The organism is Bradyrhizobium sp. HKCCYLR20261, assembly GCF_051168435.1.
Lineage (GTDB): Bacteria > Pseudomonadota > Alphaproteobacteria > Rhizobiales > Xanthobacteraceae > Bradyrhizobium.
On record NZ_JBNPUZ010000003.1, the window covers coordinates 362,074 to 387,644 of the forward strand.

41 protein-coding genes and 1 tRNA gene are annotated in these 25,571 nt (G+C 66.3%); 5 read left to right on the forward strand and 37 right to left on the reverse strand.

Going from position 1 to position 25,571, the window contains the following annotated elements; all coding sequences use genetic code 11:
• Nucleotides 1-162 precede the first annotated feature (162 nt).
• Both ACQR1L_RS08735 and ACQR1L_RS08740 read right to left on the reverse strand, forming a co-directional pair.
• Nucleotides 163-236 (reverse strand) — tRNA-Gln (locus ACQR1L_RS08735).
• 467 nt (nt 237-703) lie between these two features.
• A complete protein-coding gene (locus tag ACQR1L_RS08740) occupies nt 704-967 on the reverse strand; it encodes a hypothetical protein (RefSeq protein ID WP_434857545.1) in 264 nt (87 codons plus the stop codon).
• A gap of 28 nt (nt 968-995) precedes the next feature.
• Between ACQR1L_RS08740 and ACQR1L_RS08745 the strand changes: the two genes are divergently transcribed.
• Nucleotides 996-1,151 carry a hypothetical protein gene (locus tag ACQR1L_RS08745; protein WP_434857546.1) on the forward strand — a complete coding sequence of 52 codons (156 nt, stop codon included), beginning with the start codon at nt 996-998 and terminating at the stop codon, nt 1,149-1,151.
• A gap of 18 nt (nt 1,152-1,169) precedes the next feature.
• Here ACQR1L_RS08745 and ACQR1L_RS08750 read toward each other — a convergent pair whose 3' ends face one another.
• From ACQR1L_RS08750 to ACQR1L_RS08915, 34 genes are all read right to left on the reverse strand, one after another.
• A complete protein-coding gene (locus ACQR1L_RS08750) occupies nt 1,170-1,688 on the reverse strand; it encodes a hypothetical protein (RefSeq protein WP_434857547.1) in 519 nt (172 codons plus the stop codon).
• A gap of 156 nt (nt 1,689-1,844) precedes the next feature.
• The gene (locus ACQR1L_RS08755; RefSeq protein WP_434857548.1) at nt 1,845-2,765 is read right to left on the reverse strand and encodes a thermonuclease family protein; all 921 of its coding nucleotides are present in this window, start codon (nt 2,763-2,765) and stop codon (nt 1,845-1,847) included.
• Nucleotides 2,766-3,448: 683 nt separating this feature from the next.
• Nucleotides 3,449-4,267 (reverse strand): DNA adenine methylase, encoded by an 819-nt coding sequence (locus ACQR1L_RS08760; protein WP_434857549.1) that lies wholly within the window; start codon nt 4,265-4,267, stop codon nt 3,449-3,451.
• 163 nt (nt 4,268-4,430) lie between these two features.
• Nucleotides 4,431-5,201: a phage head morphogenesis protein gene (locus ACQR1L_RS08765; protein WP_434857550.1), complete on the reverse strand. Its 771-nt coding sequence runs from the start codon at nt 5,199-5,201 to the stop codon at nt 4,431-4,433.
• Nucleotides 5,194-6,804 (reverse strand): DUF935 domain-containing protein, encoded by a 1,611-nt coding sequence (locus tag ACQR1L_RS08770; protein ID WP_434857551.1) that lies wholly within the window; start codon nt 6,802-6,804, stop codon nt 5,194-5,196. Before ACQR1L_RS08770 ends, ACQR1L_RS08765 begins: the two co-directional genes overlap by 8 nt.
• Nucleotides 6,804-8,450 carry a hypothetical protein gene (locus ACQR1L_RS08775; RefSeq protein ID WP_434857552.1) on the reverse strand — a complete coding sequence of 549 codons (1,647 nt, stop codon included), beginning with the start codon at nt 8,448-8,450 and terminating at the stop codon, nt 6,804-6,806. Before ACQR1L_RS08775 ends, ACQR1L_RS08770 begins: the two co-directional genes overlap by 1 nt.
• Nucleotides 8,447-8,941, reverse strand: a complete 495-nt coding sequence (locus tag ACQR1L_RS08780) for a hypothetical protein (protein ID WP_434857553.1) — start codon at nt 8,939-8,941, stop codon at nt 8,447-8,449. Before ACQR1L_RS08780 ends, ACQR1L_RS08775 begins: the two co-directional genes overlap by 4 nt.
• A 157-nt stretch (nt 8,942-9,098) precedes the next feature.
• Entirely contained in the window at nt 9,099-9,791 is a 693-nt protein-coding gene (locus tag ACQR1L_RS08785) for a hypothetical protein (RefSeq protein ID WP_434857554.1), read from the reverse strand.
• A gap of 116 nt (nt 9,792-9,907) precedes the next feature.
• Nucleotides 9,908-10,528: a phage protein Gp27 family protein gene (locus ACQR1L_RS08790; protein WP_434857555.1), complete on the reverse strand. Its 621-nt coding sequence runs from the start codon at nt 10,526-10,528 to the stop codon at nt 9,908-9,910.
• A gap of 6 nt (nt 10,529-10,534) precedes the next feature.
• Nucleotides 10,535-10,831, reverse strand: coding sequence for a VpaChn25_0724 family phage protein (locus tag ACQR1L_RS08795; RefSeq protein WP_434857556.1), 297 nt, complete (start codon nt 10,829-10,831; stop codon nt 10,535-10,537).
• Complete coding sequence (locus ACQR1L_RS08800) at nt 10,831-11,211, reverse strand: DUF2730 family protein (RefSeq protein ID WP_434857557.1); 381 nt, start codon at nt 11,209-11,211, stop codon at nt 10,831-10,833. Before ACQR1L_RS08800 ends, ACQR1L_RS08795 begins: the two co-directional genes overlap by 1 nt.
• A gap of 3 nt (nt 11,212-11,214) precedes the next feature.
• Nucleotides 11,215-11,391 carry a hypothetical protein gene (locus tag ACQR1L_RS08805; protein ID WP_434857558.1) on the reverse strand — a complete coding sequence of 59 codons (177 nt, stop codon included), beginning with the start codon at nt 11,389-11,391 and terminating at the stop codon, nt 11,215-11,217.
• Nucleotides 11,351-11,932, reverse strand: coding sequence for a hypothetical protein (locus tag ACQR1L_RS08810; protein ID WP_434857559.1), 582 nt, complete (start codon nt 11,930-11,932; stop codon nt 11,351-11,353). The genes ACQR1L_RS08805 and ACQR1L_RS08810 overlap by 41 nt, the downstream gene beginning before the upstream one ends.
• Nucleotides 11,929-12,810: a glycoside hydrolase family 108 protein gene (locus ACQR1L_RS08815; protein ID WP_434857560.1), complete on the reverse strand. Its 882-nt coding sequence runs from the start codon at nt 12,808-12,810 to the stop codon at nt 11,929-11,931. The genes ACQR1L_RS08810 and ACQR1L_RS08815 overlap by 4 nt, the downstream gene beginning before the upstream one ends.
• 132 nt (nt 12,811-12,942) lie before the next feature.
• Nucleotides 12,943-13,365, reverse strand: coding sequence for a helix-turn-helix domain-containing protein (locus ACQR1L_RS08820; RefSeq protein WP_434857815.1), 423 nt, complete (start codon nt 13,363-13,365; stop codon nt 12,943-12,945).
• Complete coding sequence (locus tag ACQR1L_RS08825) at nt 13,362-13,616, reverse strand: hypothetical protein (protein ID WP_434857561.1); 255 nt, start codon at nt 13,614-13,616, stop codon at nt 13,362-13,364. Before ACQR1L_RS08825 ends, ACQR1L_RS08820 begins: the two co-directional genes overlap by 4 nt.
• Nucleotides 13,613-13,753 carry a hypothetical protein gene (locus ACQR1L_RS08830; RefSeq protein ID WP_434857562.1) on the reverse strand — a complete coding sequence of 47 codons (141 nt, stop codon included), beginning with the start codon at nt 13,751-13,753 and terminating at the stop codon, nt 13,613-13,615. Before ACQR1L_RS08830 ends, ACQR1L_RS08825 begins: the two co-directional genes overlap by 4 nt.
• Before the next feature lie 14 nt (nt 13,754-13,767).
• Nucleotides 13,768-14,337 carry a GcrA family cell cycle regulator gene (locus tag ACQR1L_RS08835; protein ID WP_434857563.1) on the reverse strand — a complete coding sequence of 190 codons (570 nt, stop codon included), beginning with the start codon at nt 14,335-14,337 and terminating at the stop codon, nt 13,768-13,770.
• 5 nt (nt 14,338-14,342) lie between these two features.
• On the reverse strand, nt 14,343-14,726 hold the full coding sequence (locus tag ACQR1L_RS08840) for a hypothetical protein (RefSeq protein ID WP_434857564.1): 384 nt from the start codon (nt 14,724-14,726) through the stop codon (nt 14,343-14,345).
• A 3-nt stretch (nt 14,727-14,729) separates the two neighbouring features.
• Complete coding sequence (locus tag ACQR1L_RS08845; protein WP_434857565.1) at nt 14,730-15,431, reverse strand: regulatory protein GemA; 702 nt, start codon at nt 15,429-15,431, stop codon at nt 14,730-14,732.
• Complete coding sequence (locus ACQR1L_RS08850; RefSeq protein ID WP_434857566.1) at nt 15,428-15,913, reverse strand: hypothetical protein; 486 nt, start codon at nt 15,911-15,913, stop codon at nt 15,428-15,430. Before ACQR1L_RS08850 ends, ACQR1L_RS08845 begins: the two co-directional genes overlap by 4 nt.
• Nucleotides 15,910-16,284, reverse strand: a complete 375-nt coding sequence (locus tag ACQR1L_RS08855; protein WP_434857567.1) for a LexA family protein — start codon at nt 16,282-16,284, stop codon at nt 15,910-15,912. Before ACQR1L_RS08855 ends, ACQR1L_RS08850 begins: the two co-directional genes overlap by 4 nt.
• Nucleotides 16,281-16,856, reverse strand: a complete 576-nt coding sequence (locus tag ACQR1L_RS08860; protein ID WP_434857568.1) for a host-nuclease inhibitor Gam family protein — start codon at nt 16,854-16,856, stop codon at nt 16,281-16,283. Before ACQR1L_RS08860 ends, ACQR1L_RS08855 begins: the two co-directional genes overlap by 4 nt.
• 3 nt (nt 16,857-16,859) lie before the next feature.
• Nucleotides 16,860-17,186, reverse strand: coding sequence for a hypothetical protein (locus ACQR1L_RS08865; RefSeq protein ID WP_434857569.1), 327 nt, complete (start codon nt 17,184-17,186; stop codon nt 16,860-16,862).
• Complete coding sequence (locus tag ACQR1L_RS08870; RefSeq protein WP_434857570.1) at nt 17,183-17,458, reverse strand: hypothetical protein; 276 nt, start codon at nt 17,456-17,458, stop codon at nt 17,183-17,185. The genes ACQR1L_RS08865 and ACQR1L_RS08870 overlap by 4 nt, the downstream gene beginning before the upstream one ends.
• The gene (locus ACQR1L_RS08875) at nt 17,455-17,853 is read right to left on the reverse strand and encodes a transcriptional regulator (protein ID WP_434857571.1); all 399 of its coding nucleotides are present in this window, start codon (nt 17,851-17,853) and stop codon (nt 17,455-17,457) included. The genes ACQR1L_RS08870 and ACQR1L_RS08875 overlap by 4 nt, the downstream gene beginning before the upstream one ends.
• Nucleotides 17,850-18,476: a hypothetical protein gene (locus tag ACQR1L_RS08880; protein WP_434857572.1), complete on the reverse strand. Its 627-nt coding sequence runs from the start codon at nt 18,474-18,476 to the stop codon at nt 17,850-17,852. The genes ACQR1L_RS08875 and ACQR1L_RS08880 overlap by 4 nt, the downstream gene beginning before the upstream one ends.
• A gap of 2 nt (nt 18,477-18,478) precedes the next feature.
• Entirely contained in the window at nt 18,479-19,267 is a 789-nt protein-coding gene (locus ACQR1L_RS08885; protein ID WP_434857573.1) for an AAA family ATPase, read from the reverse strand.
• 37 nt (nt 19,268-19,304) lie between these two features.
• Nucleotides 19,305-21,479, reverse strand: coding sequence for a DNA-binding protein (locus ACQR1L_RS08890; RefSeq protein ID WP_434857574.1), 2,175 nt, complete (start codon nt 21,477-21,479; stop codon nt 19,305-19,307).
• A 23-nt stretch (nt 21,480-21,502) separates the two neighbouring features.
• A complete protein-coding gene (locus ACQR1L_RS08895; RefSeq protein WP_434857575.1) occupies nt 21,503-21,781 on the reverse strand; it encodes a hypothetical protein in 279 nt (92 codons plus the stop codon).
• Nucleotides 21,778-22,221, reverse strand: coding sequence for a hypothetical protein (locus tag ACQR1L_RS08900; protein WP_434857576.1), 444 nt, complete (start codon nt 22,219-22,221; stop codon nt 21,778-21,780). Before ACQR1L_RS08900 ends, ACQR1L_RS08895 begins: the two co-directional genes overlap by 4 nt.
• A complete protein-coding gene (locus ACQR1L_RS08905; RefSeq protein WP_434857577.1) occupies nt 22,218-22,367 on the reverse strand; it encodes a hypothetical protein in 150 nt (49 codons plus the stop codon). Before ACQR1L_RS08905 ends, ACQR1L_RS08900 begins: the two co-directional genes overlap by 4 nt.
• Complete coding sequence (locus ACQR1L_RS08910; RefSeq protein ID WP_434857578.1) at nt 22,360-22,569, reverse strand: hypothetical protein; 210 nt, start codon at nt 22,567-22,569, stop codon at nt 22,360-22,362. The genes ACQR1L_RS08905 and ACQR1L_RS08910 overlap by 8 nt, the downstream gene beginning before the upstream one ends.
• 196 nt (nt 22,570-22,765) lie before the next feature.
• A complete protein-coding gene (locus ACQR1L_RS08915) occupies nt 22,766-23,020 on the reverse strand; it encodes a helix-turn-helix domain-containing protein (protein WP_434857579.1) in 255 nt (84 codons plus the stop codon).
• 72 nt (nt 23,021-23,092) lie between these two features.
• On the opposite strand from ACQR1L_RS08915, the gene ACQR1L_RS08920 reads away from it, so the two are divergent.
• The 4 genes from ACQR1L_RS08920 (at nt 23,093) to ACQR1L_RS08935 (ending at nt 25,345) form a co-directional block, all read left to right on the forward strand.
• On the forward strand, nt 23,093-23,728 hold the full coding sequence (locus tag ACQR1L_RS08920; RefSeq protein ID WP_434857580.1) for a LexA family transcriptional regulator: 636 nt from the start codon (nt 23,093-23,095) through the stop codon (nt 23,726-23,728).
• On the forward strand, nt 23,725-24,198 hold the full coding sequence (locus tag ACQR1L_RS08925; protein ID WP_434857581.1) for a hypothetical protein: 474 nt from the start codon (nt 23,725-23,727) through the stop codon (nt 24,196-24,198). The genes ACQR1L_RS08920 and ACQR1L_RS08925 overlap by 4 nt, the downstream gene beginning before the upstream one ends.
• Before the next feature lie 225 nt (nt 24,199-24,423).
• Nucleotides 24,424-24,927: a hypothetical protein gene (locus tag ACQR1L_RS08930; RefSeq protein ID WP_434857582.1), complete on the forward strand. Its 504-nt coding sequence runs from the start codon at nt 24,424-24,426 to the stop codon at nt 24,925-24,927.
• 208 nt (nt 24,928-25,135) lie between these two features.
• Nucleotides 25,136-25,345: a hypothetical protein gene (locus ACQR1L_RS08935; RefSeq protein WP_434857583.1), complete on the forward strand. Its 210-nt coding sequence runs from the start codon at nt 25,136-25,138 to the stop codon at nt 25,343-25,345.
• A 6-nt stretch (nt 25,346-25,351) separates the two neighbouring features.
• Here the strand turns inward: ACQR1L_RS08935 and ACQR1L_RS08940 are convergent, their stop codons facing one another.
• Complete coding sequence (locus ACQR1L_RS08940; protein WP_434857584.1) at nt 25,352-25,564, reverse strand: hypothetical protein; 213 nt, start codon at nt 25,562-25,564, stop codon at nt 25,352-25,354.
• Nucleotides 25,565-25,571: the final 7 nt, after the last annotated feature.

Genomic DNA, 25,571 nt, shown 5'->3' on the forward strand with positions numbered 1-25,571 from the left:
GCGCGACGGCATTCCCCGCGTCTGATCTGACAGCACGCAACCGCCCAAGTCCCAGCAGATCTGCGATCAGCAACAGTCAAACCGGCCGATCATGATCGGCCGACGAGATCCGCATCGCGGCTGCTCGCGATGTCCAAGTCAATCAGGGCTGAAGGTCGGCTTTGGCTGGGGAACCTGGATTCGAACCAAGACAAACAGAGTCAGAGTCTGTTGTGCTACCGTTACACCATTCCCCAACGGAATGCAGAGCAGTTTCAAGGCATTGCCGAACCGTCTGGCACCGTCTGGCGAAGCGCCGCGCAAATCGCGGCGGCGACGACGCGTCCTTCTACCCGCATGTCTCAGGCTTTGGCAAGCCGCTGGATGACGGATTTCCAACATGGTTTGACGGCGTGGCCGGTCCGCCCCGAGCTGCGATGGCCGGTCGCCTTCCCTGGCACCTGATGCGTCGGCAGCGCGTCGCCTCAGCCGAGGCCCTCCAGCGCTTCATCAAGCTTCGCAACACCCGACATCCGGAAACATATCGGCTGCGCCGCCGCCCCACTCTTCCTGTTTTTGAGAGCGGTTGCGGGCGGCTCACGAACCTCGTTTGGCGCCGGCGTCATGCGAGGAGTACCATGCCTGTTCTGCGTCGCTGGAAGCTAGCCGTGCCCTGTGTGCTCGGTCTCGGTGCCGTCCTGCTGATCCGCTGGACGCTGACAGTTCAGCCGGCCCACCCCACCTGCACCCCCGGATCCATCGCGGCCTTGATGACATCCTGCGCGACGCCGCCCAGCAGCTCTTCCCCCGACGCGGTCATGGTCTTCCCGAAAGCCCGCCCCGCCGCGCCGCTTGCCGCCGCAGCCTCCGTTGCCTCGTCGGCTGCGGAGTGACCTCGGCGCGCCGCGCGCTCGACGTGCGCCAGATCACGCAAGTTAACCCGGCATTCACCACGATCGCTCCGCGGCGGGAACGATGCAATTTGCATCAACTTGTCCGAGTGAGGGAGACGGGACATGACCAGGCTGCAGGATCTCGAAGACCAGATTGAGCGAGCCGAACGGCTCGAGCGGAGCATCACGGACGCGCTGACGATCGAGCGGCTGCGACACTTCGCGGCCGAATGCCGGCGCGAAGCCGCGCGGCTGTCGCAGCAGCGGCGCGCAGCCTGAGCGCGGCCGCAGCAGACGTCATGGGCAGGTCGTGACCATGTTGGTGCAGAGTTGCCGCGTCCAGCCGATGCCCTTCTCGATCCGGACCTTGGCGAAGTCTCCGGCGCATCCCAGCAGGTCGACCGTCTGGTCGCCGCTCGCATGCGGCTCCAGCTTGGCGCTGGTCGCGACAGGCTCGCGATAGATCACCGCCCCGTTCTGCAGACCGGAGACGCCGAGCACGCTTCGATGCACGAAGCCTCGCCCCTGGAACATCACCTTCTCCGTGCCCTGGTCGACATCGATCAGGGTGGCCCGGTCGACCTCGAACCAGTCACTCTGCTGTGCGGCGAGATGCACGACGATCCAGCCGTCGCTGGTCGGGTTCTTCAACGACGCAACGACGGCGCCGCCGGGCGACGCACGGACATTGGCACCGTTGGGATCGCGATCGGTCACGTCGACCTCGATATTGCAGGCCTGCCGCCCGCCCGATTGGGCCTGCGCCGCACCGGGCAGCGCGAGCATCATCAGCAGCAGACCGAGCACCAGCTTCATACGACACCCCATTCCGACATTCGTCCGAATTGGTCGAGAAACCGGCCGCAACGTTCAACCGCCCTCCGCTTCGATCCCGCCGATCGGCCCCGCCCGTCGCGTGCCGACGGTGCCGACGGCGATCATCGGCGGCGGTATTCGTCGTGAGCCGGCCGCTCAGGCGGTCGCTTCGGCATCGCCACTGATCGGAGCGCCGACCATGGCCGCGAAGAAGTTGCCCGCGCGCTGCGGCATCGGGTCGAAGACGAGCTCCTCCGGATTGCGCGTCAGGCGAACGAAACTGGAGCCCGCGGCCTGCTCGACGAACGTATCGAGATGGGTGAAGCCCATCGTCTGCAAGTCCAGCACCGCGTCGCGTCCCGCCGCCAGCGCATCACGAAAGCCGACAGCCGTGCCCTTGGCGGCCATGTAGTCGCTCAAGCGACGGAACAGCTTGGGGAGGATCGGCGCGTCATCCATGATCACCGACAGGCGGGTGGCGTCGACGCCTGAAGTGGTCCGGTCCTCCGGCCAGAGTCCGAGACCGTCGGCGCGCGCCTGTTGCGTGACGGCGGTGAGTTCGTTGCGCAGATCCGGAAACAGGCCTTCGTAATAGGTCGGATAAGCGAGCCCTTCCCGCAAGGCCAGATGATTGTAGCTGTCGCGCAACTGGGCGACGTCCAGGCGGACGTCGGAGCCGTCCTCACCCTCCAGCTCATCGGCGAAGACGAAGGCGATGGGGCGGCCGTATTTGTCCTTGGCCCGGCTCAGGATCGATCCGCGCGTCGTGCCATCCGAGGCCGCCACGATGGTCGAGCCCGTTGCATCCCATTGCACGCCGGTTACGCCGACGAAGTCCAGCAACCGGTCGCGCGCGGCTCTCGCCCAACGGATCGGCTGATGGCGGCCAGCATAATGCGTCTCCAGCGCATCGATCGCTTCGAGTCGCAATTGCGCGAACGGACGCTGGGGCTGATTGTCCGGTCCGCCGGGCAGGCCGTTCATCACATCGGGCTGGTCTGGGAAAAACCTGATCGAGTCGCCGTCCGGCGACAGGCCGACCACACGAAAGCTGCCTTTGATCAGCTTGAACGGCATGCTGCTTCTCCCCACAACACGTCCCGGACGTCATCCGCCATCCTAGACCAAAGCGGGCATCGATCAAATGATCAACTTCAACGGGCGCGCGATCCAGCCACACGGCATCTGCCCGTCGGGGTGGATTGTCGCAGCCAAAACACCTGCCTTTGCAGCAAAGGCCCTTGTGTCGTCGGGCAAATCACCTCCATCCTCTCGCCCGTCCCGTGCTCGTCATGAAGGGGCGCTTCGCGATCGTCACGAACGTGGAGTGCGGGATGCGATGGCCCGTCGGCGTTGCAGCGCGCATTTCGCGTGCGGACGGACGATGTCGATGGGACGGTGAAGTCGTGTGGTCCTGACCTCCCGACGTGTGACGCGCAGCTTCATATGGCACTCCCCGGGATCAGCCGGGATTATCCGGGAAACGGCGGGAAGTCGTTGAATTCCATGGGTTTGCCGGCAGGCTGCCGGGATTGGCGATCGGCTGCGGCGCGCAAGTTCAGATGTCACCCATGGCTCGGCGGGCGCGCGGATACAGCGGAAAACAAGGGGCTCGCCTCCGAACTCGGACTCGTTTCGGGGTGGTTGCGACCGGCGAGTCCGAGTTCGGCATTTCGGCCCGAAGCTGTTGACGCTCCAACACTTTGCCCTGATTTGAGCCGGACCGATCTGGGCGAACTCGGACTCGGAACTCGGACTCTTCAACGGCGCTTTCCCGGGCCGGAGATGATCAGCTCGCGCGCCTTCTGCGCGGACGCCTTCCGCGCCACCGAATAGCTGAGCCGGACCGGCCTGGCGGCGAAGGCGCCGAAGATCCGGCGCACCTCCGGAACGTCGTTTAAAGACAGGATGAACCGTCCTTTCAAACGGCCGAGAACGTCGGCCATCTGAGCGTATTCGGCGCGCGAAAACAGCTCTGCGCCGTAGTCGGTCTCGCTGCCGAAGTACGGCGGGTCGAGATAGAACAGCGTGCCCGGCCGATCGTAGCGGGCAATGAACTCGGCCCACGGGAGACACTCGATCGTGACGCCAGCCAGCCGCTCGTGCAGTTCGTCCAGCGCCGGCGCCAGCTTGGCGACGTTGAATCGAGCGCCCATTGGATCGACGCCGAACGTCCGGCCCGCAACCTTGCCGCCGAACGCGGTCCGCTGCAGGTAGAGGAATCGCGCAGCGCGCTCCAGGTCGGTCAGCGTCGACGGATGCGATGCCTTGAGCCGTTCGAACTCCTGACGTCCGGTGATCTGCCATTTCAGCATGTCCATGAAGGGCACGTAATGCCGTTGCAGGATGCGGAAGAACGTCGCCACGTCGCCGGAGCGGTCGTTGATGATCTCGCCCTTGGGCGCGCGCCGCCGCCGCAGGAAAACGCCGCCCATGCCGACGAACGCCTCTGCATACGTCTCGTGCGGAATCCGCTCGATGCTCGCAATGATGGTGCTCGCGAGCAGCTTCTTGCCGCCGATGTATCCTGCCGCCGGTGAGACCGGTTTGACCTGCCTGTAGACAACCTTCGAACTCATCTCCTCAAACACTCCTCGCCCGCCTAAGGTCGCCGCGCTGCGCAGCAGCGGCGGGTCGGCGGGTCGAGCTCACTCGTCGTGCGGGTCAGTCTGCCAGGATAGGCCCGCGGTTGCAGCGTTCGCGCGCTGCGGCCCCCGCCACTACCGCGGCGGAGGCAAGCTTTCATTCCTCCAACGCCTCATCGATCGACGCCGGCATCTCGCCAGGCCGATAGGCGAAGCCTGGGTCGATCCCTTCAGGGACCTCGATCGTCTTTAGCGAGCCGTCCGACAGCTCAATCGTGCGCTCGATCAGCGGCGACGCCGGCGCCTGCTTCGACACGCGATAGCCGTAACGCCCGAGATCGTCGTCGGAGAGACTCTCGACCCAGCAGTGACAGCCCCAGCCGTTCGGCGGGTAATGCGTCTGCCACCACGGATGCTCGACCGGCAGGATCGTGCCGTCCCACGACTGATGAATCGGGCGCGGAAAGCGCTGGCTTTCGAGGTGGCGGTACATCAGATACGGCCGCGTCTTCTTCACGCGCTGGATCTGGTCCCAGCGGCCGGCCGCGTAGGCCGTGCTCATGTTGGTGTCGAAGATGACGCGGCTGCGCCAGCCGCGCGAACCGTTGTAGCTCCATCCATGAGCGTCGACGATGCGGTCGAAGTCCTTCCGGAACGTCTCCAGCGTCTCTCCCTGCTCGATCGCCTTCACCACCGCGTCGTGGAAGTCGGCGACCAGGTCATCCGTCATCGCGCCGGCGACGGTGAAGCTGCGCGAATGCTCCTGCTGCCAGAGATCGGTCCAGGTTTCGGTCGGAACGTTCGTCTTCTTCTTCAGAAAGTTGATCGCCTCGATCGGCGCGACCGAAAACGGCAGGATCTCGGCCTGCGGCGCCACACCGATGCAGCCGCAGCCTCGAAAAGCCGGCGTGCCATGCGATTTAAGCATCGGGAATGTTCGCCCGTCCGGTAAGATTGGCCATCACGCGCGCCATCCGCATCAGGCCGGCGAGATTGCGCTCGGCAATTCCGGGCTTCAGCTTCAACAGCTCATCGCGTACCTGCTGCAACGACGTCGCATGCTCGACGACGGCGCGGACTTCGTCGATCAGCTTGTCGGTGCCGGGACCACAGAGCTGCTCGGCCTGGTCGGCGAGCTCCGCGATTGGATCTGCGACCTCACGCATGCGCTGGGCGGCGTTGAGCGACGGCAGATCCGCCGGCTGATCTCCGAATGAGCCGACAGGAGCCGGGCCCGCGGGCGCCTTCAGCACCACCGCGCCTGCCGCCGGCACGGGAATGCCGAGCAGGTCGTTGAAGTAGCTACCCTCGACCTGCAGGCCCATTGGAATGAGCTTCACGGCGCTCTCGACCGTGAGCTTGACGTCCTTGTCCTCGGGCCGGCCGATGCGCAGGCGCGGATAGAGCTTTTGCTTGCCGAACTGCAGGTCGATCCAGGGACGCACGAGGTCGCGGTTGAGCACGGCCGACATCGCCTTTGCGTCGGAGCGCTCGATGTCCTCCTGCACCTGGCGGTGCTCCTGGCCGACGGCGTGTCCGCCGGCGATGGCGTCAGTCGTGGCCGTCTGGCCGAGCACCGCCTTCGAGATCTGTCGATCGAGCCAGTCGCACCGCTTCTCATAGAGGTCCGCGCCCTGGCCGACGTTCTTCGATTCGATGAACTCGATCAGCATCGACTCGGGAATGATGGCTGCGCAGTCGCCGGCGATGTTTGCCACGGCGTTGAACAGCGTGTCCTTGTCGCTCTCAGTCGCGCCGGCCGGGTACTTGCCGACGCGAACCGGCTGGCCGAACGTCTGGGAGAAGATCGCCCAGTCGCGCTGGGTGAACGCCTTGAACATCCATGCCCAGGCGACCAACCGCGCTACACCGGCGCGAACCGGCAGTCCGGACTTCGCCTTGATGGCGGTCACGACGAACTTGAACGGCGCCAGCGGCGACTCGCCGGCCGGCGTCGACTGATAGTTGATCGTTCCGACACCGTCGGCATCGTAGCCTCCGATGAGCAGCGGGGTTGTGCCATCGGTACGGTCCGGCCGGAACCACCGGGGATCGCGCCAGTGCAATCCCTTGAGGTTCCAGTCGCCCTCGGACGAGTCCCAGACGATCTCGGCGAAGCTGATGCCCTTGCCGATCGCGTCGAGCATGTCGAATAGCTCTTCCTGCAGCGTATCGCGCTTCAAGCCGGCCTCCACCCAGTCGGCGTGAGCCTTGGCCTCGGACGAGTCGTCTGCGGCCTCGACCTGGATGTCGAGCTGCGCGACCGATCGCTTGCGTGTGCCGAGCACGCCTGCATAGTGCAGGTCCCGCTCTTCGATCAGCTCGGCCAGTTCGAAAAAGCGCAGGGGATCGCCGGCATCGGCTGCGCGCAGGATGTTGGCAAGACGAATCGGATCGAGACCGTCGGCTGGATAGCCAGCGATCGGCGAGCGCACGCCGCCGAAGCGCGGCCCGGCCACCTCCTGGGTCAGCAGCTCGCGGCGGATCGGCCGGCCGTACTGGTCCACGATCGTTGAAACGGCGGTCGCCATCAAAGTCCTCCACGAATGCGCGCGCCGAGCGGCCCGCGCCACCATCTGCCCTGATCGCGATCGTCGTCATCATCCGACCTTGGGCCGCGCGGTTCGCTGGCCTGCACCGTATTCGGCGAGCGGTAGCCGAACTCGACGAGCTGCGCGCGCGTCTGCGCATAGGCCAGCACGAGCGCGACCGCGACGTCGCCGTGGCGCTTCTTGCCGTCGGCGCCCTTGGTGCGCAGCTCGGGTACGCGCGGGATGCCCTTGATGGTCTGGACCAGTGCCAGGTCGTCGGCGCCGTCGGCGTCCTTCGGCAGCAGGATGGTGCCGTCCTCGAACGCTGCCTTCAGCGGCGGGAAGTTTTCGAGGTACCACTCGGCGCTCATCTTCACCTGCTCGACGCGCAACTGGCCATAACGCTGAGCTGCGACCTCGGCGAGATAAGCGCCGTTGCCCGTCGAGTCCATCTTTCCGCCGATCAGGCGCGGCAGCCGGTCGCCCATATAGAACAGCACCTGGCGCTGCTGCTCGAACGGGATGCCGGACATTTCGATCCAGAACGGCACCGTACGCTTCAAGGTTTTGCCGATCTCGATCGGAATTAGCACCGAGAGATCGCCGACGCGCGCAAAGTCCTGGCCGAAGCCGTGTTGGCGGCTCGCGTCGAGCTGCTTCAACAGCGGTTCAAGCTGCTCGTTGCACCACGCCAGGATATCGGCCTCGCGATAGTCCTTCGGCTGAAAGGTGAACTCCGGCGGCCGCGACAGGCGCAGCACCGGACCGTCGACGATCATGCGCGCTTCGATCAGCGCGCGCGGCAGATAGACGCCACCGCCCTGGCTTGGAACGCAGAACAGCTCTTCGTCAGCATCGTCGCCATAGAACGCGATGATCGAAGTGCGCCACTGCGCCTCGGCCTCCGGCGACCAGGTCTTGCCGGTGACCAGGCAGATGCGCTGATAGAGGCCGTCCTGCAGCGCGTCGTCGAAGGTATAGCGCTCGACGTGATAGGGCTTGCGGCCCGCGCGCGTGTCCTCGATCAGCCGGTTGAAGGCATTGGCGACGCCGAGATGCGTCGAGATGATCAGCACCTTGCCGCCCCACATCAGCAGAGCAAGCGCCGATTTGATCATGGCGTCGAGATCGTCGTGGAACGCGGCTTCGTCGATGATGACGTAGCCCTGCCGGCCGCGCAGCGAGCGCGGGCGCGACGGCAGCGCGACGATCTCATAGCCGGATGCGAAGCGGATCCGGAACGCCTGGATTCCTGCCTCAGCATCGCCGTCGTCGAAAACGAATTCCTGCACCTCGCCAGCTGCCTCGCCGAAGGCGCGCGCCCACATCGCGCATACGTCGATGAACTCGCGCGCCATGTCGAGATTGTAGCCGATGTAGAACGTGTCCATGCCGCCGGCGGCGCGCACCGCCGCCGACGTCAGCACGGCGTCGGAGCCGATACCCCAGGTCGCGCCGATACGGCGCGACTTCTCGCAGATGACGACCGAGTGGATCGCCGTCGACGCCAGCAGGCGCCGCTGATAGCCGAGCAGCACGCCAGCGATGCCGCCGGCGCCGGTCGCGAGCACCGTGCCGGCCGACAGGCCTTCGCGGCGGATCTGCGCCCACTCAGCTTCGGAGATCTGGCGTGCGGGATCGGTCACTTTGCGCGTCCTGTAGCGACGGCTTCCGTCATATGCTCGGGAAGCGCACGTCCCCGGCTGTCGTCCTCTTCCTCATCAGACCATTTGTGCCCCTGGAGCATCAGTCTTCGGTCAAGCCGTTCCAGATCCTTGCGGACGCGCGCTGCGCCATCTGGCGAATAGAGGTGACCATAGAGATGGTTCTCGGGCGTCCATGGCCGCCCAGAGATTGCCTCGACGAGCTGGATCACATCAGCCTGCGTTTCGATATGGCGCAGGTGGATGAAGCGGTGGTAGCGCCCGGACATATCGCTGCGCAGCCAGCAGAACCAACTGCCATCGCGGCCAGGCGCGACCTCGATGCCGAGATCTTCGAAGTCCGTCAGCGACGGGCGCTGCCGCAGCCCGCCGCCAAGCCACAGCAGCCAATGCTTGTCCGGCTGCCGATCAAATTGGTGCCATCTGAATCCGACGGACTTCAACCACTCGTCAGAGATGGGCTCGTTGCTCATCGGCTTGCTCTCCGCCTGGCGAGTGGCTCGGGATCATCCCCGAAGCACGCGCGCTTGATCCTGCAGATGCTGCAGACCGCGTAGCACTGCGGTCCGGCCGCTTCCCTCGCGCCGGTCGGCGCGCAGTCGTCGCAGACGGGCGGCCGTTGTGTCGTGCTCACGACCAACTCCAAAAACCTTGCGCGCCGGCCGCGGGGACCGGCTGGGGAAACGGCTCGATGCTGGCGAGCGGCCAGCCGAACATATGCTCGTCGAGCCGATCGGAATCGGCGACAGCGCCCTTGAAGATGTCGACGACGCGCCGTGGCTGGCCAATGACTGCGGTGCCGAGCGCAACTCCGAGCGGCGCCATGTGCAGGTCGGCGACCTTGGCGCCGACGGCAGCACTCATTTGTCTTACCAGTGGCTCCGCAAGATCGGCCTTGAGCGCGCTCTCGCCCTGCTCGATCCGGTCGAGGATATCGTTTAACTCGTCCAACGACGGACGGCGCACGCTGGCATGGATGACGATGCGCTGGCCGACCAGCTTCGCCAGCGCCGGCAGCAGGCTGAAATCCCAGCGCCTGAATTCGTAGGGCTTGGCTCCGATCATGATCAGCGACGCCCAGGGCTGATAGATCGTGAGCGCGCGCGTGCCCGGCGGTAGCTTGATCGCGCTGCGGCCGGCCTCCGCCGCCTCGACGACGCGCACGGCCTCGCGATGGTTGACGCTGACCCGGCCGTCCTTCTGGTAGCTCTCATAGACCGCCGTCTGCAGGGGCTTCGGCACCATGCGCCAGTGACGCGGGCACATGTAGAGGTGGCTTGCCACCTGGCTGCTGCAGTTCTGGACCGGGCACGCGTGGCTCATTGCACTTCTCCGTCCTGACAAGGAAGACATGCTGAACGACGTAGTTGATCGACGACGCGGCGCCGATGACCGCGAAGACCACCCACAGGATGAGGATGACGGCACCGCGCGCGTTCTCACCCATGGGGCCGGCCCTCTATCCCGAGGATGCGCGCCTTGATGGCCTCGACGGTTTCCGCCGACAGGCCCGACGCCTTCGCCACGGCGTCGACGGCCTTCGCCGCCTTGTTCTGCAGCTCCGCTTCGATCTTGCGCCGGCCGTCCGCCGAGATCCGCTTCGCCTCCTCGGCGTGCTTCAGCGCGCGCGACGTCAGCATCAGCATTTCGGCGGTGTCGCCGTCGGCGCGCAGCTCGCCCGCATTGCCGAGCATCTCGGCGATCAGCGTCTTCAGCGTCTCCGCGACCATCAAGGTCAGCGAGTTGTCGCCGGCCTCGTCCAGCTTCGGCGCGATCACCGCGGCGATCTCGCGTGTTTCCTCGAGCCGGCGTCCGAGGATCGCGATCTTCATCGCGGTCCGATTGAATGCCGAACGCGAAATCTCCGGCGGTTCGGCGGTCGCATCCTCAGCCAGTGAAGCGGCCTTCAAACGCGCGTTGAAGCCGTCGAGGATTTCGAGCTGCGAGAGCTTGCGCTCCTTCAGCTGCTCGAATGCCCAGACCTTCGCTTCATCCGCCCAGTCCGGCAGCTTGTCGATTTCCGACAGCCGGCCGCGGCGCGCCTTGGGATGTCCCGCCATCGGTCATCACCGCTCGGGAGGACTCGGACGCTTGACGCCCTCGATCACCAGCCGGCGCTCGACATGCTCGACGCCCTTCGGCGTGAGATGCGCCACGACGACGGTACCGACGATCGTCTTGGTGATCGCGCCGACGTTCTCCAGATAGTTCAGCTCCTCGCGCACCCAGTCGCGCGACTTGGCGATGCCGAACAGCTCCAACGTCTGCTGCAGCAGGTTGTCGTTGAGCCGGTAGTCCGGCTGGGCGTGCAGCTCGCGCAGGACGATCAGCCGCGCATCTTCCCGAATGATGTCTCGCGCCATCAGCTCATCACCTTCTCGACCATGACTTCCTGAATCCGATCGGCCATCGCGGAGATCGGCCGGACCTTCGCGTTCAGCTCGCGCATCTCCGCCTGCATGGCGCCGAGCGCCATTTCGAGACGGTGGGTGACGTCCTTGTCCGGCAGGTGCGCCATGTCGGCCTCGACCCGCGTCAGGCGATCCTTGAGGCTGTCGATCTCCGCCTTCGTCGCAGCGAGACGGATCGTCGTGGCCTCGTGATCGTCCTTGTGCGATTTGCGGATGCCCTGAATTTCCTCATCCATCTTCTTGGATCGGCCGTTCATCCAGGCGTAGCAGAACGATCCGGCCGACACGGCGATGGCGACCCACGGGGCCAGTTCTTCAGGCGTCACGTTCACTGGTCACTTCCCCTTGAGACGCTCGCGCTGCCGGCGCTGGCATTCGCGGGTCGCGTCGATGTTGCCGTTGGCCTCGCCGAGCGCGACCGCGTATTCGCCGATGCTGCGCCAGGGATCGCTCGACTCGCTGATGGCGGGGTCATCGACGTTTCTCGCCAGCTGCTCGCAGTCGCGGGACAACGCCACGCCCTGTTGCGCGGGCGCCTGCGACGGGATCGTCGCGAGGCCGACGTTGGAGGTTGTGCACCCACTCGACCACGCCAGGGCGAGGACGGCACAAAGCAGCGTTCGGATCGTCGCCGAACTTCGCCTGGTAATCACTGAGCTTGCCTCTTGCTTCGGATGCGGCCGCATCCGCACTTTGCTTCAACGCCTCGGCATCGCGCGCCGCGCGCTCCTGGGCCCCGAGCTGGAATTGCGTCCAGGCCAGGTCGTTCTTGACGCGCCGCAGCTCGGCGCGGTTGTCCGCGCTCTTCGCACCGATCAGATAGAGCAGCGCGGCGAAGGCGAGGATGCAGACGATCGACGCCGCCTTGCCTGCAGCGGCAAGCGTCGGCGAGATGCGGTCCACGAACGGCAGGTGCGCAATGGCGAAACTCGCGACGGCGACCGCGGCGAGCGCGACGAGCACCGGCGTCGAGGTGATGAGCTGCCAGAACAGCTCGGCCGTGAAGCCGTTGATCAGGTCGACCAGACTGAGCAGCCATTGCGCGGGGCTCATGCGGGCTGGCCCTCAGGTACGGCCGCGAGGATCTCGCCGTCGATCGCGCGGCGCGCCTTCTTGGCCTTCATGCTCGACCACAGCGAATAGACCACGGCCGCGACGCTCGCGACGACGCAGAGCACCGTGATCGCGGTGTAGAGATGCATGATCCAGTCGGCGCTCTGCGCGATCGGTTCGATCTGCTCCTTGACGCTGTTCAGAGTGGCGCCGATCGCGCCGGAGCCAACGCCGCCCTTGATCGCATCGGCGGAGTCGACCGCGGGCTGCGCGACGTCGCTGGCGTAGGCCTTGGCATCGCCCTGGTCCTCGTGCGCGGCCACGGGAGCCGGTCCGACCGAGCCGGTGGCCCAGGCCTGGCCGATCGCCTTGACGTTCGCCACGCGCCGCGCCCAGCCCTTGCCGAACGCGTCCCAGGTCGAGAGCTGCTGAAGCATGCCGAGCCGCCGCGCGCAGATTCCTGCGATCAGCTTGTCGTGGTCCGGATGGTGCTGGAGCGCGGCCAGCGTCGTCTCGCCGAGGTGACCGTCGGCCTCGACGCCAAGGGCGCGCTGCAGCCATTTGATCGACTGATACGGCCCGGAGTTCACGGCGCCGTCGAACACGACCAGGTCGACGCCGGCCGGCAGCTCGTCGCCCTTCACCGCATCCCAATACTGCGCGCGGAAGATCTCGTCGCGCTCGCGCTTCCATTCGGCCGTGTTGCGCATCTCCGGCTTCAGTGGCCGGCGCGGCTTGCCGTGGCGGTCGCGCCAACCGTCATAGACGCGCTGGATGATGCCTTCGAGGGTGACGCCGCCGGGATCGCGCGGATGGTTCGACCAGCCGCCCTCATAGGCGAGGATCTTCGGCATGCACTTCGCGAAGTTCGCTTTCAACGGGAGGCTCCTGACACGGGGTCAGGCGACAATCCCGTAATTGCTCGAAATTCACGACCCTGACAGGTGTCAGGACTTGCTTGGTGATGATGGAAAGGGAAGAACTCGAATGTGGCACAGCCGACGCAAATGTCAAAACAGGCTGCCCTGGTTCTTGTTCTTGTGCCCACGGTGCCGGGAGCGATGTCGATGCACGGTGCGCTGCGTCAGGCCGAGCGCTCGCGCGATCTCGGTCGAGGACTTGCCTTCGTCCTCCAGCTGATGGAGGCGCTCCGCGATCTGGCGCACGAACTGGCGATAGGTCCCGCCGACATGCAGCGGGATCTCGATGCGCTGGCCGCGGCCGTCGACCTCGAAATGCTTGCAGATCTTGCGCGCCAGCTCATGGCCGACGCAATCGATCAGCCAATAGTGCTCACCATCGACAGCGACCAGGCGGTCCGCCGAGGGGAAGTAGACACGCCGCCCGCCGTGCTGCGCGGCGATCTTCAGCGCCGCGGCTTCACCCGCGACGTCGGCGATCTCCTGCAGCACGGCCGGCAGCTTGGACTTCATCGCCGCTGCCTCTGACGCTTCGGCTTCATCTTGGGCGAGAGCACGGTGACGACGACGTTCTTGACGACGATGTATTTCAAGCCGTCGGCGATGATGACCATCTCCTCGGCGTGCAGCCTGGCCGCGGCCAGGTCGCAACGGTTCAACGAGCCTTCAAGGCTCCTTCGCAACGCCTCGACGTCGAGGCCGCCGACGCGCTCGACGAAGCGCAGCAGCGCGTGGTCACAGACTCGCAGGCGGCGGCGGCTCATGAGCAGCCGCCGATCTTGATGACAGCGCCGATCGCCGGACCAGGTCGATCGCCGAGACGGCAGATCGGTGCGGGTTCGTATCGGAGCGCCACGAGCGACATGACAGCGGCGAGTGCGATCAGCCAGAACTTGATCATGGATGCGCTCCCGGTCAGGACAAGAAGTTGATGGCACGCGGCCCGCGCAGCGGCGCCCGGAACGCTTGTCGCGGCGGAGCGCCCTTGGCGCGCAGCTCATGCGCCGGACAGTACGGACGGCCGTTGTCGGGCTTGGCCGCGCCGCAAAAGAAAAAGCCGGGCGTGCCGGGATCTCCGACCGGCCATTTGCAGCAGCGGTTGGTCAGCTCGACGAGCGTCTTGCGTTGCTCGCTCGGGATCGTCTGGTCGATGATCGGCTCGGGCGCGATCGGGCGCGGCTTCTCCAGTGGCGCCGGCGGCCGCAAGCGCAGCTTCGGTTCGGGCCGCGTGCTCAGCGCCGGCCGGGCGCCGTTGCTGGTCCGCGGCGGCGTCCGCCGGTTCGCATCGACGAAGCTCGGCTGCTTCTCGACGGTGCGATGGATCTTGCCGATGACGGCGTTGCGGGTGACGCCGCCGATCAGGCAGGCGATCTGCGCGGCGGTCTTGCCGGAATTGTAGAGCTCCTGGACGATGCTGAGACGATGGCTGGTCCAGCCGGACTCTCGCCGCGCGCGGACGAGAGCTGCTTCGCTGACGGTTGCCATCGGCGCTACTCCTTCAGCTCTGCGGCCCATGACGGCAGCGTGATCTCGATGATGTTGCCGGACAGCAATTCGGCGGCGCATTTCTCGGCGGCGTGTAGCACCGTTCCAAACTGCTCGACGTGAGTGAAGCGGAAGCTGGCGCCGACTTTCGACAACCGTGGCGCACAGGCTCCGTCGGGATCGCGCTGCAAGCGGACCACGCCGAGATCCTCATCCGTTCCGCACAGCAGATCGAAGCGGTCCTTTGCGTTGATCTGGGCTTCGGCTGCGAATGACGCCCTGAACGTGATCCTCAGGCAGGGCAGCACGGCCTTGCCATTGCCACTCAAGCTAACCCGGGCCGGCAGTGTGCTGCGGGACCGCTGGTTGACGTGCTTCACGAAGGCCATTTGCTAGTGCTCCTGGTTGACGTCGGTGGACGGAATCTTCGCCAGCGCGTTGCGCAGCTTGTGGCCGAGCGACTTCTGGACCTGGTCGTAGTCCTCGCTGCGCAGCGACTCCCAGCGGTTGCAGCGCGCGACGCGCGTCGCATAGGCTTCGAGATCGAGCATGGGATCGACGGCCTGGCCGATCGGCTTGACGGCGCCGAGCTCGATCAGCTTGCGCCATTGCGCGTCGAGCACGGCGCGCTTCGCCGCGATGACGTCGTCGCCCTGCAGCGGCCACTCCACGCCGCCGTCGCGCGCAAGCCACGACTTCAGCCCCTCGATCGCCGCACTGCCGGCGCCGGCGATGTTCAGGAAGCGAACGTGCGAGACGCCGGTCTGGCGCTGCAGATAGGACAGCATCGCCTTGTCGGTGCGGTCGCGCACGATGCCGAGATTCCAGCCGGCGATCCACAGCGCGCGCAGCTTGGTGCCGATCGGGCCGTCGAGTCCGGACACGGCGCCCGCCGGGCCCGGCTCGCCGGCAGCGGTGCGCAGCTGGTCGATGACGCGGCCGGCCTCGCGCACGGTCAATTCCTTGGCCGAGCGCTTGCCGGTCTCGCGCGCCAGCAGGTCGCGATAGGTGTCGTCGTCCAGCGCGGCCTTCGTCTTGAGGACGTGAATGGTCGAGATCATGGACGTGGTCGCGGGTTCGGTCGAAAGCTTCATCGGTCCTGTCCTTTCACGCGTCGTTGAAGAAACCCGTTCGTGTCGCGCGATCCGCGCGGCACGATCACCAACTCGAGATCCAGCGAGCCGAGCGCGGCTTCGATGAGGTCGAGCATCGGCATGTGCTTGCGCCAGCCGGAGATGGTGTCAGCCGCGATGCCGGCCTGGCGCGCGACACGTTGCATCGAGGCTTGCTGCTCGCGCATCTCGGCGAAGAACCCGCGCACGATGGGATGGGTGTGCGCGGGGATCTCGATGTCGCCGCGCGGCCGGCGGCGGCTGATGCCGTCGAGGTTGCGGGCCCGGAACGCCGGGTCGGCGTTCTGCCTCAGCATCTGGGCGCGCTTCTGCGCCTTGCGATCCTCCGACCAGGCCGCGCGATTCCGCTTGGCCTGGAATGACGCGTCGTTGTTCTGGCGCGTCATCAGCGCCGCCTGCCTGGCGCGGCGCTCCGGAGTCCAGCCTGCCGAGGTCCCGGTCATGACGCGACGATGCCTCCGGCGCCGTCGAGAAAGAGCGTCACGGCGTCGGCGACAACCCCGGCCGGATCGTCATCGTGCGCGGTACAGAACGCCAGCAGCCTCGCCTGCAGCTCGGCAGGCAGCTCGTAGCGGCCGGGCTCCGGCAGCAGCTGGATCGAGCTGCGGCTTCCGGTGACATAGGTGATCCAGCCGCGCTGGCGCAGCTCTTGAACGAGGTTTGAAATGGCCCCGCGCGAGGTAACGCCAAGCGTCGCGCAGAGCTGGTCGTAGGTCGGCGCAATGCCGTGGTTCGCGATGTGCTCGGCAATGGCCTGGTAGCAGGCGTGCTGGCGCGGCGTGAGGCCGAGGCGGTGGGCTGCAGCGTTGTTCATTCCGCCGCCTCCGAGATCTCGGCATTGGCGCCGAACGGCTCGATCTCGAACTGTTCGCCGCTGCTGCCGATGCGCACGCCCTCGATCGTGCGCGCGAGGTCGGCGTTCTTCAGCATGTTCTCCTTGTCGACCGTCGCGGACGTCCGGATGAACGCCTTGTAGCTCAACGCGGCGACCGCATCGTCGCGGTTCAGCGCGGCCTGCGCCTTGGCGTAGATGCGCTCGACGATCTCGTCGGCGTCGCCGCTCAAGGTGACCTTGGCCGGCTTGTGCCGCCACGACACCTTGCCGGTGCCGAGATCGGCGGTCTTGAGGCCGGTGTTGCCGAGCAGCGCCTGGCGGTTCGCCTCGCAATAGATCTGCAGGCCCTTGAACAGCTCCACCGCCTTCTTGCTGTGCTGTTCGGAGTCCAGCTCGGCCTGCTTCTTGACCTTCGCAAGCGATTCGAGCATCGCCAGCTCGATCATCGAGATCTCGCGGATCGCGGCGCCGTACTCGGCGATCATCGCCGCGGCTTCTTCCTTCGTCTGCGGCACGCGCACGTTCACGGCCGCGGCTTTACCCTTCACCATGGTCTAGTACTCCTCTTGCTGCTGGGGGACGTCGCCGTAGCCGAGCGCTTCGAGCGAAGCGCCGACGACGGAAATCTTCAGGCGGGTCTCGCGCAGGAGTTCGTCCTGCGCCACGCCGTCCGTGCGGTCGGCGGCCTTGAACATGTCGTAGGTGAGGTCGGTGATGGCCTTGAGCCTCACCAGCAGCAGCGCCATCGCGACGATCTCGACCGTCGAGGCCGCGATGGCGGCGCGCGCGCCCTGCTTCTCGATCCGCGCTGCTGTGGCGAGCGGATCGGCCGCGAGCACCTGGTCGGCGAAGCTCGGCAGCTTCTGCGAGTGAGCGGTCATGCCGGCTCTCCCTCGCTCATGGCGCGCTGGACGATGCCGTCGATGCGGCGCATCGACAGCATCACGACGTTGCTGCCGGGCTCGCTCGCCGCGACCATCGCGTCCATGGTGGCGCTGCCTAACCCGATCTCCAGCAGGCCGACCTGGGCAATGGCCTTGCGGAACGCGCGCTTGAACTCCAACGCCTCCGCGACGGTGAAGACGATGCGGCCGTTGATCCAGGCGTCGTACTGGTCGTACAGGCGGAGCAGCTCGTTCGAGACGTCGCTCATCGCTGTCCCTCCGGAATGCGTGAGTTCGGGCACTTCGGGACGCCGCCGAGGCCGCGGCAGTGGCGATACAGCCGCGCGCGCACCGATGACGCGCCGGTGTTGCCCATCTTCTGCTGGTCGAGGCAGTAGTCGCGGTCCATCTCGCCGAACACCGGACACATGACCTTGGCGCCGAGCAGCACGCCGCGAACCTTCTCGGCGACGCCCTCGACGTCACCCGAGTACTTGTTGGCGATCACGTAGCTGATCGTCGCGTTCGAATAGCCGAGCCGGACAGCAATCTTCTGTCCGCTGGTGCGGTCGGCCTCTTCGGCAAGCGCCTGGACCCAGTTCGGGAGTGGCTCGCCCCAGGCCTGCCTGGCCTTGTCGAGGTAGCTCTGCGTCTTCGCGATCACGGCGTGGCCTCCTGGGCTTCCGGAGTCTCGCCGAAGAACTTCTTGACGTTCGGGTCCCAGACCACGCGGACGTCGAACAGCTTGCAGCTCGGCGGCTGCGGGCCGGTGTTCATGTCGGGCTTGAGCCGGTACCGATGCGGCTGGCCCTTGCCGACGCGCACCAGGTAGCCGGCGCGCTCCAGCAGCAGCACGTAGCGCGCCGTCGCGCGCCGCTTCGGCCTGACCTGGTCGGTGGTCGCCGCGAAGATCAGCTCCTGCACGGTGAACTGCTTCATCGTGCGGATCGCGTTCCAGGTGCATTCCTGAGCGGTCGGCGGGATCAGGCTGCCGTCGTCGCGCACGCGCGGCGCCAGCACCGGTGTCTTGACCAGCCGGTAGAGCGGCGACGCAAACTGGCCCTTCATCGTCGCCGGCCGTTCGCCGCACTGCTCGGCGATCCCGGCGTTCAGCAATCCCTTGAGATATTTGCTGACGTTCTGGACGCAGGAGCAGGTCAGCTCGTCGACGTCGCCGACGGTGAATTCGCCGTCGCGCGTCTGCAGGTAGTTCATGATCTGCCAGAAGCCGTCGTTCCCCTTCGGAACACGGACGTCCAGCTTCGCCTCGTGGTGAAACATTCCCATGGTCAGGCCACCGCCTTGACCGATGCGCGGCGCGGATAGGCCTCGACGTGGCGCGGCGTCGGCGGCTCGCCGGTAAAAAACTCCTCGGAGCCCCAGAGCTTGAGGTCGAGCGTCTTGTAGCCGTTGTTGCGCGCCACCACCGCGGCGTGGTCGAGATTGACGACGATGCGCCTGGCGCGTCCGCCGGAGCGCAGGCGGATGGTGTCGAGCAGATCGTCCTTGATCTCCACGCGCGGAGCGAAGGCGCTTGCCAGCACGCGGGTGTCGTCGAGATCGCAGGGCTCGGCGGAAAACCAATGCAGCACGCGGTTGTGCATGCGCTCGACCGCGAGCAGCTTGGTCGGCAGCTTCTCCTCGCCGATCAGGATGACGGGTGCGGTCGACTCTTCCTGCAGCTCGCGCAGGATCTCGATCATCCCCTTGTCGATCAGCTTGTCGGCTTCGTCGACGATCAGCGGGCGGCTCGGGTCGACCGCTAGCGCGTTGCGTGCCATCTCGGCCAGGTCGGCGATCGGCGTCCGGTCGCGGGCTCGCTCGCCGAACTCCTGGAGCACGCGGTGAAGCAGCGTGCGGCGAGTCCAGCTGTCGCCGACCTCGATGCGCGCGGCCTTCACGCGGTTCTGCGCGAAGATCGACGCATAGGTCTTGCCGAAACCAGAGGGGCCGTGACAGACGCCGAAGCCCGGGAGATGCGGCGAGCGCTCGATCAGCCGCGTCGTCATCGCCATGAAGGCCGCGACGTTCTTCAGTGCGACCGGGCCTTGCATGATGGTGGGTGTTTGCTTGCTCATGAGAGGGTCCTGACCTTTCGTTGAGTGATTTGATCGTTCAGCTACTTGCGCGAGACTCGTCCTCCGCTGCGGGCTCGCCATAGGTGGCGAGGAAGCCGCGGTACTCGTGACCTTCGCGATACCCGCCGAGCCAGACGAGATCGTCCGGCTCGACAAACTCTCCGGCGCGCAGGCGCGCATCGATGGCGCGCGCCTTATTCCAGCGCTGATGGGCGGTCTCCGCCGGGCGGAGCGCGCGGACCCGCGCGTCCTTCGCGACCGCCGTGTTTGTCTGTGTTTGGGTCTCGGCGCGCAGCTGCTCGGCGAGCGCTGCGATCTCGGCCGAGTGCGTGCCGGTGTCGCTCTCGTGCGCGGCGCGCGCCGCCGACAGCGCCGGCGTCGCGTGCGCGGTGACGGGCTTGGGAAACTCGATCAGCTTGCCGGCATCAGTGAGCGCCTGGCGGTGGATGGCGCCCGCAAAATCCTTCGCCTTGATGCGGCGGGCCTCGCGCTTGACGTCGTCCATGCGCTCGTTGATCAGCCGCTTCTGTTCGGCCCGGGCCCGGGCAATCGCCTCGGCCGGATCGATGCCGGCGAGCTCCGGCGCGATGGCCTCGCCGAGATACGTCTCGCCGTCAGCGCTGAAGACGTAGGCGCGGCCCATGTCGGCCTGGTCCATGCGCACCAGCACGGTTTCGCCGACATCCATGAAGCCGCCAATGTAGTGGGCGCCGTCGATGCGGAGGCCGGTCTTCGTGACGGTGCGCAAGCCGTCCTTGCCGGCGACCGGGGCCAGCAGCATGTCGAGAGCGCGGACATCCTCGATCCGGCGGACGCCGCCGGCGGCCATCGCAGCGACGGCGAACGGCGTCTGGCCCTTGAGGCCGGCATGCGGCGCGTTGCCGTAGACGTCGCTGCACCAGGCGTCGAGCCGCGCCTGCAGCTCGGGCGCCGTCAGCGACACCTCGAACATGTCCTCGGGCGTTTCGCCGAGTCGCGCTGAGAACGCCTTGCGGCCCTCGATCACCTTGCGGTCAGCGACGCTGTGGCCGATGAAGCCCTGCAGCGTGCGCATCAGGCCGCGCTGCAAGGTGCCGATCGCGCGCTCGACGTGGCCCTTCTGTTCGGGGCTGAAGGGTGCCGACGTCTCGTGCTCAACGCCGAGCGCGGCGAACAGGCGCCGCGTGGTGTGCGCGATGAAGTCGGACCCGTTGTCGGTCTTGATGCGCTCGGGCACGCCCCAGGCGAGCATCGCCTTGCGGATGAGGAGCCCGACGGCGGAGGCGCGCGGCGTCTTCGACACCAGGCCGACCATGCGCCGCGAATGGATGTCGACGCAGGCATAGATCGTGTGGCGGCCGTCGGTGAGCAGCACGTCGGCCGGCGACGCGTCGATCTGCCAGACCTCGTTGAGGCGCGACGCCGGATTGGCGACGCGGGCGGCAAAGCGCATCGTCGACTTGAAGCCGTCGGGATTGCGGATCGATTCGATCTCGACGCGGTAGCTCGCGCGCCAGCTCTTCAACGCCGCTTGAAACGTCCGGATCGGCGGCAGCTCGATCGCCTGGCCGGCGACCTCGACCACCGGGAAGGCGTCGGCGACGAGCGCGCGGATGTGGTGCGCGGTGAGCTGCGGCTGCTTGGCGACCAGCGCCAGGATGTGGACGCGGATCTTGCCGTCATTGGCGCGGTCGAGCACGCCTGTGCCGCGGCGCGCCGCCGAGCGGTCGACGGCGAGCTTCGACTTGTTGCCGGCCTTGGCGGCGGCGCGCCAGCGCGCGAGCGTGCGCGGCGTGAGGTGCTTGACCTCGCCGCGGATCCACGGCGCGATGTCGAGGGTGCCGGCATTGTAGAGATCGCAGAGATGGCGATCGGCGCGCTTCTGGCCGATGCCGGCATCGCGGCCGAGGCGCTCGGCCTGGCCGAGCAGCGCCAGGCGCGCATCGCGCGCATTCGCCGCGCTGCCGCTGACGTGGACCGCCTCCGGCTCGGCCGCGGCCTCACGCGCCATCGACGCGGGGATCTCGACCGCCTCGATGTGGCGACCGACATAGGCGGCGCGCGCCTCCGCCGGCAGCGAGTCCAGCGCGTATTCCAATCCGCCGCCGCGGCCCTGGCGCGGGCGAGCCTGCCAGCCGCCCTTGGCCGCGGCGCGCTTGATGGCGCGCTCCGCGGCCGGGAGGCCCGGCAGTCTCTCGCTCGCGATCTCCGCGGCTGACAGATACGTCTTCACTTCCCGATGCCCCCCTTGTGCCTTCAGTGCGCCGGGTCGGCGAAGGGGGCCGTCGCCGCCCGGTGGATCTCGGCAAGCCGGTCGGAGATGATTTGCCTGCCGAGGTCGCTCGGCACCGCAGCGGCGTTCGCGTCGCCTTCGACAATGACCAAGCCCTTGCAGAGGAGCGCGGCGATGATGACGCGGGCGTGCAGGATCTTCCCCTGGAAGCCGAGCTGGCTCTGCTGCAGCGGGCCGTTGCTGACCGCATCGTTGAGCGCGAGCTGCTCGCGCACACTCAGTTCTTCGAACCTGATCGTCACTTCGTGGCCCTCCACTCTGCGTCTGCGGTTTCCATTTCCTGGCGGAGCTGCTCCATGCGCTCCTTCGCGATCTCGCGACGGATCAGCGGCTCGAAGCGCTGGTCGAGCGCGATGAAGCCGGTGTCCTGAAGCGCTGCGTTGAGGATGCGGACGTCGCCGGTGACCGCGACCAGGGCCATCAGGCGATGCGCCGGGATGTTGTTGCGTTCGTTGGCGGGCGATGAATACTGATAGAGAACCTCCACCGTGACGCGTTCGCCGAGCACCTGCGACATCGCCTCGGCGATCTCGTCGCGCGACTTGCCGCAATCCTTGATTGCCTCCGTCATCGCCTGCGCGATGCGGACCGACGTGCGCGTGGCGCGCACGCGCTCGGCGTCGAAGCGCTCGACGACGGCGGCCGGTGTCGTTGTCGGCTCGGTGGCGCGGCGCCTGCTCAAGGGGCGATCCTCGCGACGTCGACGGTGGGAGCCGCGCGCACGATGCGCGGCCCGGCCGGCTGGTGATGGATCGAGCCGAGCACCACGACTGAGGCCGTGATCAGCACGAGCGCGGCGATGCCGGAGCGGATGATGAGGTCACGCATTGGCGACCCCATGCAGGATGGCCAGGGTGCGCGGCATGATCAGCGTGTAGCCGTCGCCGGCTTCATTGGCGCCGATCGCGATATCGTCGCCATGAGCGATCGTGTGCTCGCATCCGTCGGCGCGGTCGCGCACCGTGAGGCAGAAGCGATCGACGGCGAGGAGATCGACGGTGAGTCGGGTGGTCGAGGGAAGCCAGGTCATGACGCGGCGCTCGCAGGTTGCGGGGCGGCGGCAACGCGGAACAAAAGGCCGGAATGTGCCCGGTGGGAGGTGACTTCAGATTTCGGCGCGCTTTCTGAGTCGACGGCCTGACTGCCGATCGAGAAAGTACCGGCGACGGTGTGAGCGTGATGGAGCCGGTGATGCAGCGAGCGCGGGAATGTTGAGGGGGAGCGGTTCATGCGGCGCGGCTCCCTTCGCCGAGCAGCAGGCGATCATCCCAGGCGAGACGGCGCTTGCGCGCCTCCGCACGGATGCGCTTGAGATGCTTGAGAGAAGGATCGGTGAGCCCCGCCTCCCATCGCGAGATGGTCGCCTGGCGTACGCCGGCGATCTTGGCCATCTCGACCTGGGTGACGCCGAAGACCTGGCGCCGTATGTGCTCAATGGGGTTCATCCATTTATGGATATCCATAAAAGGATAAAAAAGCAACAACGGAATCCCGGGATGGATTGGAAACCGGAATATACAGATATGTATATTCAGGACATGAAGATCAGTGATTTGATTCAGTCACTTCTGGCCGTCCGGCAATGGACCCAGGAGGATCTGGCCGAAGCGGTCGGCACCAAGCAGAACAACGTCTCGCGCTGGATTGCCGGCGTGGAGCCGCGCGGCCAGACCCGCGACCGTATCCTGGAGCTTGGGCGTGAGTCGGGCCTAATCGAGGAGGAGCGGCGCGACCGCAGCGTCATTCCGATCATGGGCGACATCGGCGCCGGCGCGCGGATCGAGCCGGACTACGAGCAGGCGCCGCCCGACGGCTTCGACCAGGTCGAGCTGCCGTTCGCGCTCGGCGCCGAGGATGTGATCGGCTTCCGGGTGCTGGGCGATTCGATGTTGCCGAAGTACGAGCCCGGCGCGGTCATCGTCGTCTATCGCAACCAGACCCGTGCGACCCAGCACTTGGTCGGCGAGTTCGCGGCCGTGCGGACTTCAGATGGTCACCGCTATCTGAAGCGGATCATGCCGGGGCCGAAGCCGAACCTGTACAACCTCCTCAGCTTCAACGGTTCGACGCGTCCGATCCTCGGCGTCGGCATCGTCTGGGCCAGCGAGATCATCGCCACCATCGAGCCGCGTCATGTCCGCAGCATCGCCGCTTCCAAGCGCAAGGCCGCAGGGAGGCGCGGCACATGAGACCATCGCTTCTGGTCTGTTCGCTGCTGATCGCAAGCGCGATGCCGGCGCGAGCGGACTGGACCGTGACGTCGCAGAGGGATCGTCTCACCGACAAGGATAGAAAGACGGCCAGCCTTCCCGCTGCGCGGCCGGACCACGGCGTCACGGCGCGCCTGGTCATCAGCTGCCTCGAAGACCGGCTGGTCGGTGGACTGATCTTGGCGATCGAAACGTCGGCTGTGTTCACGCGCGGCCGCATGGGCCTGCGGTTCCGGGTCGACGAGCAGGAGCCTGAGGCCCGCTTCATGCCGGTGAACGCCCACGGTACCGGAATGGAGCAATGGGCCGACCCTGACGACCTCCGCGGCGCGCGCCGGCTCCGCGTCGAGCTGCAGCCTGCGCGGTCGCCGAATCTGTTCTATGATTTCGATCTCACGGGGGTCGACAAGGCGCTGGCCGCCGTTCCCTGTACCCGGACCAGGTCCTAGCTTGAGCCGGACATTCGCAGGGAAGCCCGTCCATGCGTTTCGGGCATTGGCCGGTGTCTGACGCCGGGAAAGTTATTTAAACGGAAATTGAAACGGTCTGCGGCCCGCCGCAGGGCCTTCCCAGGCCGGATGCGCCGTCAAGAGCGCCTTTGGGCAGCCGGGCGGCCTCATCCGACCGAAAACCGCCCCTGTTGGGGGGCTGGAAGACGAGAAGGACCCTAGAGCATGGCTTTGGACCTGGATGCCCTTAAGTTTGCGGTGGACGATGCGCGCCGACGACATGCGGCGGTCGTCGAGCTGATCATGGTTTCCGATCGCCAGGCGATGGGGCTGCTTCAGCTCTACGTCGCATTGGCCGGAGCTGCAGGTTCCGCCGCTGCGACCATCCTGTATTCGGCATCTGCCACCTTCCCGCCCTTCGTAGGCTGGGCGCTAGTCGGCTTTGCCTGCCCTCTCGCGATCGGATCGTTCTTCTGCCTGAAGGTGATGATCGGCGCAGACATCGGACTGCCTGGTCGGAAACCCGACTTCTGGCTATGGGCGCACGAGGAAGGGGTGACCAGCGAAGAGGTGTATGTCACCTATCTCAAAGAACTCGGCCCGAAGGAGAAGCAAAATACAAATCTCAACTACCGGCTGGGCAACTGGCTTCAGTGGGCAAAGTACTGTGCCGCGGCCGCACCTTTGTTGCTGGGTGCAGTCGCGGCGGCAGGCTGGTGGACCCGGTAGTTTACTTCGTCCGGTAAGGTGGAACGCCGGTTTTGCGATTGTCCGTGTCCGGCGGCGGCTGCCTCGGCTGCGGCGGTGGTTGGACGGGTTTCCGATCGTCATCTGCCATGGCAAATCTCCTCAAGGTGCAAGACTTGGGTCGACGAACGTAGTTGCGAGCACAAGAATCTGCAACGTCACAGAGCGCCCGTGCACAGGGTATATTGAAATGAGGCAGTCAAAGCTGATCCGCATCGTTAGACACGAAGTGATCCCGAAGTGCGGAAGTTTCGAAGTGCGGTTCGCCAACGGCCGGCCTAGTCAGTACTTCTACTGGGACGATATTCCGGCCCGCCGGCTGCGCGAGGATGTGCTCACGCAAGAAGAAGCCCTCGGCAAGGCGAGGGCTTTGGCAAGGCTCGAGAGCGGGATCGAGTGAGCCCGATCAGGCCGCCGGTGGCTCCGGACTCTGACCGACGTAGTTGAAGCCGTCGGCGAGTTTGCCCTGAGCGGCGACATAGGCGCGTACGGATTCGGTCGTAAAGCCGTCGTCCCCGGGCTGCTCCGGCCGGCCGTCGTCGAAGAACCATGTCGCGGCTGGGTTCGAATTGGGCTCCACCTGAGGGGTGCCCTTTAGCAGGAGTTGAAAGACGGCCACTATCGGT